The sequence below is a fragment of the Aeromicrobium sp. genome, from assembly GCF_025965075.1.
GTDB lineage: Bacteria > Actinomycetota > Actinomycetes > Propionibacteriales > Nocardioidaceae > Aeromicrobium.
The window spans coordinates 1-13885 of the sequence record NZ_JAOPXQ010000146.1; the positions used below are offsets into that span (position 1 = coordinate 1).

Below are 13885 nucleotides of genomic sequence, written 5' to 3' on the forward strand. Positions count from 1 at the left end.
TCCCACAGGGCCTCCAGGTCGGCGTCCGCGACCGCGGGCCGGGCGCGGAGGTCGTCGAACCGCGCCCTCATCGCAGCCTCAGCCGGCGCATCGCCAGGAGCTGCCGGTTGGTGAGCCTGACGAACCCCTCGACCCCCAGTGCGGCGGGTGGCCCGAGCGGCATCAGCCGCTGGACCGCGACGGTCTGTACCTCGGTGTACTTCCGGATCCCGTCGGCACCGTGGCGTCGGCCGAGCCCGCTGTCGCCCATGCCGCCCATCCCGGCCTCGATGCTGCCGGCGGCCGCCGCGGCACCGTCGTTGATGTTGAGGGCGCCGGCCCGGATCTGCCGGCCGAGCCGGTCGGCGGTCCGCACGTCCCGCGACCAGATGCTGGCCGACAGGCCGTACGACCCCTCGTTGGCCCGGCGCAGCGCGTCGACGTCGTCCTTGGCGCGGTAGAGCGAGATGACCGGGCCGAAGGTCTCCTCGGCGCACACCGCCATCGCGGGGGTCACCCCCTCCAGGATCGTCGGCTCGTGCGCGAACGGGCCGATGTCGGGGCGCGCCGAGCCACCGGCGAGGACCGTCGCACCGTGCTCGACGGCGTCCGCGACGTGCGACGTGACGGCGTCGAGCTGGGCCTGCGAGACCAGGGTCCCCATGTCGACGTCGTAGTCGTACGTCTGCCCGAGCCGCAGGGCCCTTGTCGCCGTGACGAGCCGGTCCCTGAAGTCCTCGTAGACGTCGCGGTGCACGATGACCCGCTCGATGTGGATGCACATCTGCCCGCTGTTGCCGAACGCCGCGGCGACCGTGCCGGCGGCGGCGAGGTCGAGATCGGCGTCCGCCCGCACGACCAGCGGGTTCTTGCCGCCCAGCTCCAGGGACGAGCCGATGAGCCGCTCGGCCGCCTGCGCGGCGACCCGGCGTCCCGTCGCGGTCGATCCCGTGAAGCAGACGTAGTCGACCGCGTCGATCAGCGCCGTCCCGACGACCGAGCCGGCGCCGACCACGACGGACCAGGCGTCGGCCGGGACGCCGGCCTCGATCATCAGTGCCCGGGTCCACAGCAGGCTCAGCGGCGACTGCGAGTCGGCCTTGCTCACGACGGTGTTGCCGGCCAGCAGCGCCGGGACGACGTCGCCGACCCCGAGGTAAAGGGGGTAGTTCCACGGGGACACGATCCCCACGACCCCCTTGGGTACCCGCACCTCCCGCACCTTGGTCAGCCCCGGCACGGCGCCCCGCACGGAGTGGTCGGCGAGGTACTTCTCGGCCGTCCGGGCGTAGTGGCGGGCCAGGTTGGCGACCTGCAGGACCTCCTGCCAGGCGCTGAACCGGGACTTGCCGACCTCGGTCTGGATCAGGTCGAGGATCTCGTCCTGCCGCTCGACCAGCAGGTCGTGGAAGCGCAGGATCGGCGCGGCCCGCTGCCCGGGGTGCCGCGCGCGCCAGGTCATGCCGGCGCCGCGGGCGCGATGGACCGCGGACGCGACGTCCTCGACGGTCGAGACGCCGACCCGGGCGACGGGCCGGTCGTCGTACGGCGAGCGGGTCTCGATCGAGTCGCTGCCTGCCGGGTCCCGGGCGACGAGGGCGGTCAGCCGGTCGACGACCTCGGCGGTCAGCCAGGCCGGCCGGGTCGTGATGGGGGTGTCGAGCGTCGTCATGGTGGCCCCCTCAGCCGTAGAGCCGGTCGATGACATCGGCGTACTTGCTCGTGACGACCCGCCGCTTGAGCTTCAGGGTTGGCGTGAGCTCCTCGCTCTCGGCGGTCCACTCCTCGGCGAGCAGCTCGAACGTCTTGACCTGCTCGGGCCGGGACAGCCGGGCGTTGGCCGCCTCGACCGCCTGCTCGACGGCTCCCCGGATCGCGGGGTGCTGGACCAGCTCGGCGAGCGAGCCGGCCTCGATGCCCATGCGGGACGCGACGAGCGGGGCGATCTCGGCGTCGAGGGTCAGCACCGCGACGAGGTACGGCCGGCCGTCCCCCACGACCATCGCGTGGCCCACCAGCGGGCTCTCCTTGAGGTAGTTCTCGATCGTCGACGGGGCGATGTTCTTGCCCGAGGAGGTGATGATCATCTCCTTCTTGCGGTCCACGACCGTGAGGAAGCCGTCGTCGATCCGGCCCAGGTCGCCCGTCCGCAGCCAGCCGTCCCGGTCGAACAGCTCGGCGGTCGCCTCGGGCGCCAGGTGGTAGCCCGGGGTCGTGATGGCACCGCGGATCTCGATCTCGCCGTCGGCGGCGAGCCGCACCTCGACACCCTGCTGGGGACGCCCCACGGTGCCGAGCCGGAAGCCGTCGGGCCCGTTGGCGGTCGCCGACCCGGTCGTCTCGGTCATCCCGTAGACGTCGTAGATGCTGAGGCCCAGGCCCGCGAAGAACGTCGCGACCTCGACCGGCATGGGGGCGGCGGCGCTGGCGGCCCACTCGACCCGGTCCAGGCCCAGAGCGGCCCGCAGCGGGCGCAGCACTGCGGCGTCGACCGCGGCGAACCGCTCGGCCAGCTCCGGCGGGGTCGTGTGCCCGGTCTGCGTCGACTCGACGTGGGCGCGGCCCACCTCGAGCGCCTGCTGGACCGCGGCCCGGCGGGACTCGTCGGGCTCGGCGGCGAGCCGGGCCGACACCCCGGTGCGGATCTTCTCCCAGACCCGCGGGACGCCGAAGAACCGGGTGGGGCGGACCTCGACCAGCGCCGGGGCCAGTCCGGACGGGTCGGCGATCAGGTGGACGTGGCCGCCCTGGGACTGCGGGACGTACATCCCGAGGACGCGCTCGGCGATGTGCGCGAACGGGAGATAGGAGATCGACAGGCCCGGGCCCACCAGGTGCGCCGTCTCGATCGAAGCGTCGACCTCGCTCGTGATGTTGCGGTGGGTCAGGACGACGCCCTTGGGCACGCCGGTCGTGCCGGACGTGTAGAGGATCGTCGCGGGGTCGTCGACCGTCAGCGCCGCGGTCCGGGCGTCGACCGGGGCCGGGTCGAGCCCGGCGCCGCGCGCCAGCAGGTCGGCCCACGACGTCGACCGCGGGTCGTCGCCGACCGCGGCGGCGTCCAGCACCACGACGGTGCGCACCTCGGGGCGCTCGGCCAGGGCCGTCGCCCAGCGCTGCACCTGGTCGGCGCCCTCGAGCACCACGACGGTGGGCAGCGCGTGGCCCGCGACGAACGACACCTGCTCGGGCGCGAGGGTCGCGTAGATCGAGGTCGGCACGGCGCCGGCGTGCAGCGCCGCGAGGTCGGCGACGACGTGCTCGGTGCGGCTCGAGCACATGATCCCGACGGTGTCGCCGGCCTGCAGGCCCGCATCGACCAGGGCCGCGGCCACGGCCCGGCTCTGCGCGCGCAGCTCGTGCCACGTCGTGGTGCGCCATCCGGTGCCGTCGGCGGTCAACCGGTCGGAGTACGCCGGTCGGTCGCCGTGCTCGCGCACGGTCCGGTCGAGGATCTGCGGCAGGGTCAGGTCGGTCAGCTGGGTCAGCGTGGTCATGGGGGTCACCTCGGGTCGAGAAGGGGAGTGGGGTCAGTAGGAGCGGGGCAGGCCGAGCATCTGGGTGCCGATGTGCGCCAGCACGAGCTCCTCGGCGACCGGGATGTTCTTGCCGATGCGGGCGTCGCGGAACAGTCGCTCGACCGGGAGCTCCTTGGCGTACGCCATCCCGCCGAACGTCTGGAAGGCCCGGTCGGCGGCCTCCCACGCGGCCTGCGCGGCGGTCAGCTTGGCGATGCTGGTCTCGTTGCCGCACGGCAGACCCCGGTCGAACAGCCAGGCCGCCTTGTACGTCATGAGCCGGGCCAGCTCGGTGTTGGCGCGGACCCGGGCCAGCGGGAACTGGATCGCCTGGTTGGCACCGATCGGCCGGCCGAACACCTCCCGCGTCCGGGCGTGCTCGACGGCCAGCGCCAGGGCCGCCTCGGCGCCACCGACACCACCGGCCGCGGCGAGGATCCGCTCGGGGTTGAGGATGTCCCACAGCACCGCGAAGCCCTCGTCGACCTGGCCGATGACCCGGTGCGCCGGGACCCGGACGTCGTCGAAGAACACCTGGCTCGACGTCACGATGTTGCCGCCGAGCTTGGGGATCGGGTCGTAGCGCAGCGTCCCCGCGGCGAGCGCCTCCTTGACGTCGATCAGCAGGAGGGTGAAGCCGTGCGTGCGGGGCGAGGCCTCGGCGGCCGGGATCGTGCGGGTCACCGCGATCATCCAGTCCGCGCGGTCGACGCCGGAGATCCAGATCTTCTGCCCGCTGACCAGGAAGTCGTCGCCGTCACGCCGGGCGCGGGTCGAGATCGCGAGGGCGTTGCTGCCGGCGTCGGGCTCGGTCAGGGCCAGGCAGAACTGGGTCCGGCCGGCCGCGATGCCGGGGAGCAGCTCCCGGCGCTGCTCCTCGGTGCCGTGCCGGGTCACGGTCATCGCGCCGAAGCCGGGGGTCAGGATGTAGAGGAACGTGCCCTGCGTCGCGCCGCTCGCCGACAACGTCTCGCACGCGACCGCGAGCTCCAGCAGGCCCTGCCCGCCACCACCGAACTCCTCGGGGACCGACAGGCCGAGCCAGCCGCCGTCGGCCAGCGCGTCCCACGCCTCCTCGGGGAAGCGGTGCTCCTCGTCGCAGCGCGACCAGTAGGCGTGGTCGAAGCCGGCGACGGCGCGCGCCAGCCCGTCGCGGACGGCCAGGGCGGTGTCCGGCAGGGTGAAGTCCATCTCGTGCTCTCCTCGGGAGGTGGGGTCAGGGTCGGGGGGCGTACTGGGAGCCGCGCTGCTGCACGACCGGGTCCTTGACGGTGCACCGCGCGTCGAGCGAGGCCGCGTGGCGCTCGACCGACCGGGGGCTGGCGTTGGGGGTGCCGTAGTCGCAGGTGGGACTCGTGTTGGGCACCAGCACGACCCAGCCGCTGCCGTCGCGGGTGCTCTCGGCCATGCCGATCATCTGCCGCGGCGCCCACCGCAGCCAGTGCGCCAGCCCCTCCGGCCGCGCGTCGGCCTCGGCGGCGATCGCGCGGGTGTCGGCAAGCAGCGGCTTCAGCAGCGGGTCGATCGCGGCGACCAGGTCCTCGACCGCCGGCACGGCCGCGCCGGCCGACGTGATGAGCCCGTCGATCGTGTCGTCGCGGTCGGCGAGCTCGGCGGTCAGCTTCTCGACCTCGGTCGTGAACGACTGCAGGTCGTCGCCGTGGTCCACGACGGTCCGCAACGGGGTGCGGGCCTGACGGGCCAGCGCCGTCCACCGGGGATAGAGGTCGCTCAGCGTCGTGAGGCCCGAGTCGGCGAGCCGGGCGACCTCGAGCAGGTCGGTGCGGGTGTCGACGGCGGCCCCGATCTCGGTCGTGATGGTGTCGACGTCGTCCGGGTCGACGAGCTCGGCCAGCTCCGTCACGTGGCGCAGGACCGCGTCGAACCGGGGTGGCACGTCGGTGTTCGCCTCCGCGATGACGTCACCGTCGGTCAGGAACGGTCCCGTCGAGGTGCGCGGCCGCAGGTCGAGGTACTGCTCGCCGATCGGCGACAGGTTGGTCACGACGGCCTCGGTGTCGGCGGGGACGCGGGCGTCGCCGTCGAGCCGGACCCGGGCGACGACACCGCCGCCGGGCCGCAGGTCGACGGCCCGGACCGTCCCGGTGCGGGAGCCGCGATAGGTCACGTTGGAGCCGGGGTAGAGCCCGCCGGCCGACGCCAACTCGACCTCGACGTCGCGACCGCTGGAGAAGATCCCGCCGCTGACGATCGCGTCGGTCAGGAAGGTCAGGCCTGCGACCGTGACCGCGAGCAGGACGATCTCGGCCAGCCGGATGCGGCGCCGGGCCGCAGTGCGGCTCACGGGGTGTCCTTCGGCGTGGTCTTCGCTGTGGGCTTCTGGCCGGTCTGCTGGCCGGTTTTCTGGGCGGTGAGGAGCGGCTCGAGCGCGACCCCGACCCCGTGGGCGATGCTCCCGACGATGCTTTCGACGGGCAACGGCGCGATGTCGAACGGGCCGAGCTGCGGGGGGCTGTCGACGCCGCCGAGGATCGGCAGGTCACCACCGAGGGCGATGTTGCCCTCGATCGTCAGGTCGAATGTTGCGTAGTCGCCCGGCGTCGCCCGGTCGAGCTGCTGCCCGAACGCCGACACCCCGGTCATGATCGGCACGATGCTGTCCTGGCTGTCGGCGATCCGGGCCAGCACCGCGGCTGCGTCGCGGACCTGCGCGACGATCTGGTCGCCGGACCGGTCGAGCAGCCGCTGGGTGTCGGTCGACATCCGCGTGACGGCCGTCATGAGCCGCAGCGCGGGGTCCTCGTGCTCGACCAGGACGTCGATCGCGGGGCTCAGCTCGGTCATCGACGTGGTCAGCGAGTCGGACTCCTGCGCCGCGGTGGCGGACAGCTCGTCGAGCCCGTCGATCGCCGCGTCGATCGTGCCGAGGTTGTCGTTGGCGGTCGTGGCGAGCTCGTCCAGCTCGCCCAGCAGGTGCTGCACGTCGTCGCCCCGCCCGTCCAGCGCGGTCGACATCTCGTGCGTCAGGGTGCCCATGTCGGCGAAGCTGCCACCCGTGACGGCGGTCGAGATCGCGGTCAGCAGGTCGGTCGTGTCCGGCGCGGTCGAGGTCAGCTCGGTGCCGAGCACGTCACCCTCGGTGAGCAGGACCTCGGTGCGCGGCTTCCGCGGCGGCTCGAGCGCGACGAACGCCTCGCCGACGGGTGCCGTCAGGCGTACCTCGGCGCGGGTCCCCACCGGGAGCCGAACGTCGGTCGCGACGCGGAGCCCGACCACCGCGACGTAGTCCTTCGCCTCGACCTCGCCGACCGTGCCGACGACCCGGCCGCCGAGCTTGACCGGCGCGTTGCGCGGCAGGTTGAGGGCGCTGTCGAGCCGGGCGGTCAGCTCGTACGTGTCGTCGGGCGACCCGTCGGGCAGGGGCACGTCGGACAGGTCGGCCGAGCAGCCGCCGACCAGCAGCACGGCGAGCGCGGCGAGGACCCCGCGGCGCGCGTTCACAGGTCCTCCGGGAACAGCGAGGGGAACCACTGCAGGAGCGGGTCGATCAGGCCCGTCCCGTCGCTGTTGGTGACGGCCCGGCACGGGACGACGCGCAGCAGCTCGCACAGGTCGCCGCGGCCGACCTCCGCGAACGGGCCGGTGTTGCGGAGGTCGAACCTGACCCGGGTGCGGCGCAGCTCGGGGTCGTACGCCCGGGTCAGGTTCTCCGCGACGAGCGGGAGGGTGTCGAACGTGTCACCGATCTCCGCGGTGCGCCTCGACAGGGTCTCGACGACGTCCGCGGCCCGCTTGACGTCGGTGACGGCGCTGGTGCGGGTCTCCTTGACGACCTGGCGCGCGGTCGTGGTGAGCCGGCGCAGCGCCTCGAGCGTCACGACCAGGTCCTTGCGCTGACCGGCCAGCAGGGTCGAGGCGGCGCCGACCGAGTCGGCCAGCTCCCGGACCTGCTGGTCGCGCTTCGCCAGCATCGTCATGAGCACCTCCAGGTCGCCGGTGATGGCACGGACGTCGTCGCCCACGCCGTCGACCGTCCCGAGGGCGTCGCCCGCGGCGTCGATCGCCCGGGCGATGCGTCCGCCCTGGCCCTCGAGCCGGTCGGCCGCCGTCGACACCAGGTCACCGACCGTCGTGCCGTCCGGGGCGGGCTCCTGCAGCGCGACCAGCAGGTCGTCGACCGCCGTCACGACGTCGTCGATGTCGACCGGGCTGCGGGTCCGGTCGAGCCCGACGACGGCGCCGTCGCGCAGGCGGGGCCCCCGCTCCCACGGCACGGTCAGCTCGATGAACCGGTCGGTCACCAGGGCCGACTGCATGACGATCGCGCCGGTCCTCGCGGCGACCGGCACGTCCTGGTCGACGTGCACCGTGACGTCGACGTACGTCCCGCGCGGCTCGATCCCGGTGACCTCGCCGATCGGGACCCCGATGACCTGGACAGCGTTGCCGACGTACAGGCCCGTCGTGTCGGTGAACCGCAGGGTCAGCGCGGTGCCCCGCGGGGCGTGGGGGGTCGCGACCAGCACGATCGCGACGACCGCCACGACGACCGCGACCGACACCGCGATGGCGCGGCCGAGCGAGCCGGTCCAGGACATCATGAGCAGGCTCCGGGGTCGAGGACGCACACCAGGGCGTCGGGCAGCAGGAAGTACGGGGAGAAGACGTCGATCCACGGCCCGTTGCCGGTCGCGTTGGCGAAGTAGCGGCTCATCGCCGGCAGCCGCTGCATCGAGGTGTCGAGGGCGGCGCTGTTGTCCTGCACGACCGCAAGGACGTCGTCGAGCTGGCCGAGGACGGAGGTCAGGTCGCTGCGGTTGGTCGTGGCGAGGTCGTCGAGGTCGTCGATCGCCCGGCGACCGGTCGTGACGAGGTCCGCGAGGGTGTCGCGGCGCTGGACGACGAGCCGGCTCACGACCGCCGCGTCGTCGACCAGGCCGCCGATCCGCTCGGACTGGCCGGCGACCGTCGCGGTGACCCGCGAGACGAGATCGAACAGCCGGCGCAGCGCGGCGTCCTGGCCCGACGCGACCCGGGCCAGCCGGGTCGTCCCGTCGAGCGCCGACGCCATCGTGTCGGGGTCGACCTCGTCGAGGACCTTCGCGCCCGCGTCGACCGCCGCGTCGAGGGTCTCCAGGTCGAGCGCCTCGGCGGTGCGGCCGGTCTCCGTGACGACGGTCGAGACGGTGTAGGCGGGGGTCGTCCGGCTGGTGGGGATCGTGCGGTCGGTCGCCGGGGCGCCGTGACCGGGGGTGACGTCGAGGTAGGTCCGTCCCAGCAGGGTCGCGAGCTTGACCGCGGCCCGGCTCTCGTCGGTCAGGCGCACACCCGGGTCGAGGTCGAAGCGGACCTCGGCGACCGCCCCGTGCAGCTCGATCGCGGAGACCGAGCCGACCGGGATGCCCGCGACCCGGACCTCGTCGCCGGTCTGCAGGCCCGAGGCGTGCTCGAGGTCGGCGGTCCAGCCGGACTCCTCACCGCCGGTCCGCACCAGCAGGAACGTCAGCAGGCCCAGCACGAGCAGGACGGCCGCACCCCGTCCGACGGTGCGTCTCCTCGACGGCCGGCTCATCGGCACGCCTTCGACACGGGGGCCACGTCGGGGATCAGCGCCTTGCCGCCGGCCCGGAGGCCGAGGCTGCAGATGTAGATGTTGAGCCAGCTGCCGTAGCTCATGCTGCGGGCGTAGGCGTCGAGCATGACCGGCAGGTCACGGGTCGCGGCGTCGAGATCGTCGAGGTGGGCGGCCATCGTGGTGCCGACCGTCGACATCGACCGGACGGCTCTGGTCACCGACGGTGCCGCGACCCGCACGATCTCGCCGACGGTGCTGCCGAGCGACTCGACCGCGAGGATCGCCGCGTCGATCTGGTCGGCGTCGTCGGCGAGACCATCGACCAGGGTCGACAGGCCCGCGACGACGTGCTCGACGTCGGCCCGGTGGTCGTCGAACGTCGCCATCACGGTGGTGGCGTTGGCGACGACCGAGGTGATGACCCGGTCCCGGTCGGCGAGGTGCTGGGTGAGCCCGGCGACCTCCTGGGTCAGGCTCGCGACGACCGACCCCTGACCCTGCAGCGCGGCGACGAGCTGCTCGGCGAGCCGGTTGACGTCGGCCGGCTCGAGGGTGTCGAACAGCGGCTTGAACGCGTTGAACATCTCGGTCAGGTCCAGGGCCGGTGCGGTGCGGTCCGTGCCGATGACGGTGTCGATCGGCTGGCGCGTGCCGGGCCGCTTGGTGGGCTCGAGCGCGAGGTACTGCTGGCCCAGCAGGTTGAGGTAGGAGATCCGGGCGATGGTGTCGGTGCGGACGGGCTGGTCGCGGTCGACCGAGAAGGTCACCCGGGCGACGTCGCCGGCGAGGCGGCGCGACTCGACCCGCCCGACCCGGACGCCGGCCATCCGCACCTCGTCGCCGGGGCCCAGGCCCGAGGCATCGGTGAACTCGGCGGTGAACTCGCGGCGGTCGCCCTGGCCCTGGGCCAGGGTGTTGACCACCAGGCTCGTGAGCAGCAGCGACACCGCGACGAACCCGACCAGACCGGCGATCTCGCCCGGGACACGACGCAGCGTCCTCATGATGCACCGCCTCCCAGCAGGTCGAGCAGGAGCTTCTGCAGGCCCGTCGGTGCCTGGGCCGCGGGCGCGGGGGACCCGGGGATCGGTGCCGACGTGGCTCCGGGAGTGGGGGTTGGGGACGGGAGCGGCTTCCCGCTCGTGCCGTCCAGCCCGGCGAGCAGCTCCTGGATGTCCTCGACGTCGTCGGCGCTCGGCTCCGCCGGGCCCGTCGTCGGCTGCTGGGCCGGCATCTCGCCGCCACAGCCGCTCCCGGCGACGGATCCGTAGCGGGGGCAGTCACGGGCCGTGTAGGGATCGAGCGGGTCCAGCGCGATCAGGCCGTTCATCTGGATCGACTCACCGTCGACCGACCGGGCGCCGTTGTGCAGCACGCCCGGAGCGCCCGCCAGGACCGCGGCGAGCGAGTCGGTTCGCGCGGCGAGGATCCGCAACGGGTCGTCGGTCGTCGCCAGGAGCTTCTCGACCGCCGTGGCGTGGTGCCGGACGGTGCTGCCGACGGTGCCGGCCAGGGTCGTGGTCGACCCGATCAGCGCCCCGATGTCGTCCGACCGGTCGACCACGGTGTCGCCGGTCGTGCGGGCGTGCTCGGCGGCGCGGGTGGCGGCTGGGAGCATCGACTCGATGACGGCACCCGCCCGGGTCAGGTCGGTCAGGGTGTCGTAGAGCAGGGCCGCGTCGTCGTTGACCGTCGTGGCGAGGCGGTCGGCGCGCTCGATGAACTCGCCCAGGGCCTCCCCGCGCCCGTCGATCGCCGCCGCGAGCGTGCCGGTGGCCCGGCTGATGCCCTCGACGTCGACGGCCCGCAGCAGCTCCTGGGACTTCTCGAGCGATCCCATCAGCCGCAGCGTGTCCTCCGAGCGGTCCGCCGCGAGCCGTGAGCCGGCCGAGATGGGGTCGCCACCCGGCCGGGTCGGGGCGACGATCTCGACGTACTCCGAGCCGAAGACCGTCGCCGGCAGGACCCGGGCCGTCGAGCGGGCCGGGATCGCGTCGGCTTGGCCCGCGTCGACGAGCAGCGTCGCGACGGGCCCGTCACCGTCGGACTCGACCGAGTGCACCCGGCCCACGATGAGGCCGTCGTAGCGGACCTTGGCCCCGGGTCCGAGGGCGTCGCCGAACGACACCAGCTCGGCCTCGACCCGGACGTCCGAGCCCAGGAAGCCCAGGTAGGTCAGGCCGAGCTGTGCCCCCGCGCCCCCCAGGACGACGAGCGTCACGAGCCCCGCGAGGCCGCGCCGCCACGGTGCGGCCGTCATCCGGAGATCGTCACGTTCTGGTCCGGACCCCACAGGATCAGCGTCAACGCGATGTCGACGACCGTGATGAGGATGATGCTGGTGCGGATCGCGCGGCCCGTGGCGCGGCCGACGCCCTCGGGGCCGCCCGTCGCGTGGAACCCGTGGTAGCAGTGGACCAGCGTCACGATCGTGGTCAGGACCAGCACCTTGACCGCCGAGCACAGCACGTCGCGGATCGACACGAACATCGTGAAGTAGTGGTCGTACGTCCCCGCGGACTGGCCGTAGAACGTCGTCACTACCCAGTCGGTCGTGACGTAGGTGCCGACCAGCCCGATCAGGTAGAGCGGCAGGACGACCGTGATCGAGGCGACGAGCCGGGTCGCGACGAGGTGCACGACGGGCCGGATCGACATCGCCTCGAGGGCGTCGATCTCCTCGCTGATTCGCATCGCGCCGAGGCGGGAGGTGTAGCCGCAGCCGATCCGGGCGGCGAACGCCAGCGCGACGACGATCGGAGCGAGCTCGCGGGTGTTGGCGTAGCCGGAGATGAAACCCGTCAGCGGGGCGAGCCCGATGATGTCGAGGCCCTGGTGGCCCTCGACCCCGACCTCGGTCCCGGTGAATGCCGCGAGCAGGAACACGACGCCCACGGCGCCGCCACCGACGACCAGCGCACCGCCGCCGAGGCTGACGTCGGCGATCTGCCGGCCGATCTCGGCCCGGTGCCGGCGCAGGGCCTCGGGCACCGAGCGCACGACCAGCAGCGCGAACAGGACCTGGTCGCCGAGCCCGAGGAGGGGCGCGGTGACGGGTCGGGCGAGGGTGCCGGCGATGCTCACAGCCCGCCTCCCATGATGATCGTCGCGACCTGGGAGAGGACCAGGTTGGCCGCGAACAGCACCACGAAGTTGGCGACGACGGCGCGGGTCACGGCATCGCTGACGCCGGCCGGGCCATGCTTGGCGCCGAGGCCGACGTGCGCCGACACGATCGCGCAGAGGAAGCCGAACACCGCGGCCTTGGCCATCGAGATCATGAGGTCGGTCGGATCGGTCAGGAGTGCCGCCGAGGCGAGGTAGCCGCCGGCCGACAGGTCCTGCACGACGACGCTGACCAGCAACGTCGTCATGATCGAGAAGAACACCACGACCCCGTTGAGCAGGACCGCGACCGTCACGGTCGAGAGGGCCCGCGGCAGCACGAGCTGGTCGACGACCCGCACGCCCATGACCTCGAGCGCGTCGATCTCCTCGCGGATGCGGCGCGATCCCAGGTCGGCGCAGATCGCCGAGCCGGCGACACCCGCGAGCATCAGCGCCGTGATCATGGGGGCGGCCTGGCGGACGACCGCGAGCGTGTTGCCGGCGCCGGTGAACCCCGTCGCGCCGACCTCCTGGGCAAGGACCCCGACCTGCAGCGCCAGGATCACGCCGAACGGGATCGACACCGCCAGCGCCGGCAGGGTGCACACCCGGACCGTGAACCAGGTCTGTCGGACGTACTCCTCCAGCGGGAAGCGGCCCTGCGCGATGGTCCGCAGCAGCGCCCCGAAGACCCCGGCGATCAATGAGCCGATCCCGAGCACCTCGCGCACGACACCGAGCTCGGCGACGCTGCGCGACAGGACTGATGGACTCACAGAGCTCCCGACAGATCGACAATGACAGTGGCACTGTAACAGTGATGTGCCTCACGGAGTCAACCAGTCTCCGCCATGATTCCGGGATCGACTAGGCTGACACCCGTGACTGTGACAGTTGGCACCGCGTCGTGGACGATCGACGCCCTCGCTGCCGAGGCAGGGTTGTCGGTGCGCACCACGCGCTACTACATCTCCTTGGGCCTGCTCCCCGACGCCGAGCGGCACGGGCGCCAGGTGTTCTACGGCGAGCCCCACCTCGCGCGGCTGCGGCTCATCCGGACGCTCCAGGCGCACGGTCACACCCTCGCCGCGATCGAGGCCTATCTGCGCCGCATCCCCGGGGGGACCACGCCGGAGCACCTGGGCGTGCAGCGCTCGATCCTGAGCCTCTGGTCACCCGAGCCGATCCGGCCGATCTCCGCCGACGAGCTCGAGCGGCGCGCCGGCCGACGGCTCGAGGAGGAGGACCTGGTGCTGATGGAGCGCAGCGGGGTCCTGGAGCGCGTCGACGAGGGATTCCTCGTGCGGCCCGGCTTCGAGGTCAGCCTCGAGCTGTGCGACATGGACGTGCCACCCGAGGGTGTCGTCGCGGCGGCCCGGGCGATCGACGAGCACATGGCGCGCCTCGCCGACGATCTCGAGGACGTCATGCGTGAGCACGTGCTCCGCCCGCTCCGCGACGGCCGCCGGTCCGCGCCGTCCGAGGAGGTCATGGTGCGGCTCAACGCGCTGACGACCGAGGCCGTCGTCGCGGGGTTCCGTCGCGCGACCGAGGCCATGGTCAATCGCGAGGTCGACCGTCCCTGAAGGCGTCGAGCGCCTCGCCGACCGCCAGGAACGATGTCGCACACACCTCGACGACCTCGTCGCGGGTCGCCGTCAGGTGACCGTCCAGCCAGGCGCTGACGACCTGGGCGACGCCGCCGACCAGCAGCTCGGCGGTGACCAGCAGCCGTGGTCCGCCG

12 protein-coding genes and 1 pseudogene are annotated in these 13885 nt (G+C 73.0%); 1 reads left to right on the forward strand and 12 read right to left on the reverse strand.

The features are described 5' to 3' along the window. Positions 1-67: 67 nt before the first annotated feature. The 11 genes from JWQ91_RS09040 to JWQ91_RS09090 are packed head-to-tail and all read right to left on the reverse strand — an operon-like array spanning position 68 to position 12917. On the reverse strand, positions 68-1651 hold the full coding sequence (locus JWQ91_RS09040) for a succinic semialdehyde dehydrogenase (protein WP_297782667.1): 1584 nt from the start codon (positions 1649-1651) through the stop codon (positions 68-70). Between the two features lie 10 nt (positions 1652-1661). Beyond that, positions 1662-3476, reverse strand: coding sequence for an AMP-dependent synthetase/ligase (locus JWQ91_RS09045; RefSeq protein WP_297782669.1), 1815 nt, complete (start codon positions 3474-3476; stop codon positions 1662-1664). 33 nt (positions 3477-3509) lie between these two features. Beyond that, positions 3510-4688 (reverse strand): acyl-CoA dehydrogenase family protein, encoded by a 1179-nt coding sequence (locus tag JWQ91_RS09050; protein WP_297782671.1) that lies wholly within the window; start codon positions 4686-4688, stop codon positions 3510-3512. A gap of 25 nt (positions 4689-4713) precedes the next feature. Continuing rightward, positions 4714-5802, reverse strand: coding sequence for an MlaD family protein (locus JWQ91_RS09055; protein WP_297782673.1), 1089 nt, complete (start codon positions 5800-5802; stop codon positions 4714-4716). After that, positions 5799-6959, reverse strand: a complete 1161-nt coding sequence (locus JWQ91_RS09060; protein WP_297782675.1) for an MCE family protein — start codon at positions 6957-6959, stop codon at positions 5799-5801. The genes JWQ91_RS09055 and JWQ91_RS09060 overlap by 4 nt, the downstream gene beginning before the upstream one ends. After that, positions 6956-8059, reverse strand: coding sequence for an MCE family protein (locus JWQ91_RS09065; RefSeq protein WP_297782677.1), 1104 nt, complete (start codon positions 8057-8059; stop codon positions 6956-6958). Before JWQ91_RS09065 ends, JWQ91_RS09060 begins: the two co-directional genes overlap by 4 nt. Continuing rightward, positions 8056-9030 carry an MCE family protein gene (locus JWQ91_RS09070; RefSeq protein WP_297782679.1) on the reverse strand — a complete coding sequence of 325 codons (975 nt, stop codon included), beginning with the start codon at positions 9028-9030 and terminating at the stop codon, positions 8056-8058. The genes JWQ91_RS09065 and JWQ91_RS09070 overlap by 4 nt, the downstream gene beginning before the upstream one ends. Next, positions 9027-10037, reverse strand: a complete 1011-nt coding sequence (locus tag JWQ91_RS09075) for an MlaD family protein (RefSeq protein ID WP_297782681.1) — start codon at positions 10035-10037, stop codon at positions 9027-9029. The genes JWQ91_RS09070 and JWQ91_RS09075 overlap by 4 nt, the downstream gene beginning before the upstream one ends. Continuing rightward, a complete protein-coding gene (locus JWQ91_RS09080; protein WP_297782683.1) occupies positions 10034-11293 on the reverse strand; it encodes an MCE family protein in 1260 nt (419 codons plus the stop codon). Before JWQ91_RS09080 ends, JWQ91_RS09075 begins: the two co-directional genes overlap by 4 nt. Further along, positions 11290-12117 (reverse strand): ABC transporter permease, encoded by an 828-nt coding sequence (locus tag JWQ91_RS09085; protein WP_297782685.1) that lies wholly within the window; start codon positions 12115-12117, stop codon positions 11290-11292. The genes JWQ91_RS09080 and JWQ91_RS09085 overlap by 4 nt, the downstream gene beginning before the upstream one ends. Beyond that, the gene (locus JWQ91_RS09090; RefSeq protein ID WP_297782688.1) at positions 12114-12917 is read right to left on the reverse strand and encodes an ABC transporter permease; all 804 of its coding nucleotides are present in this window, start codon (positions 12915-12917) and stop codon (positions 12114-12116) included. Before JWQ91_RS09090 ends, JWQ91_RS09085 begins: the two co-directional genes overlap by 4 nt. A 105-nt stretch (positions 12918-13022) precedes the next feature. Here JWQ91_RS09090 and JWQ91_RS09095 point away from each other — a divergent pair, with 105 nt between their 5' ends. Then, entirely contained in the window at positions 13023-13727 is a 705-nt protein-coding gene (locus JWQ91_RS09095) for a MerR family transcriptional regulator (RefSeq protein ID WP_297782690.1), read from the forward strand. On the opposite strand, the pseudogene JWQ91_RS09100 reads toward JWQ91_RS09095, so the two are convergent. Then, positions 13702-13885: pseudogene (locus JWQ91_RS09100) on the reverse strand (hypothetical protein); the annotation flags it as partial. The gene JWQ91_RS09095 and the pseudogene JWQ91_RS09100 sit on opposite strands and share 26 nt — an antisense overlap.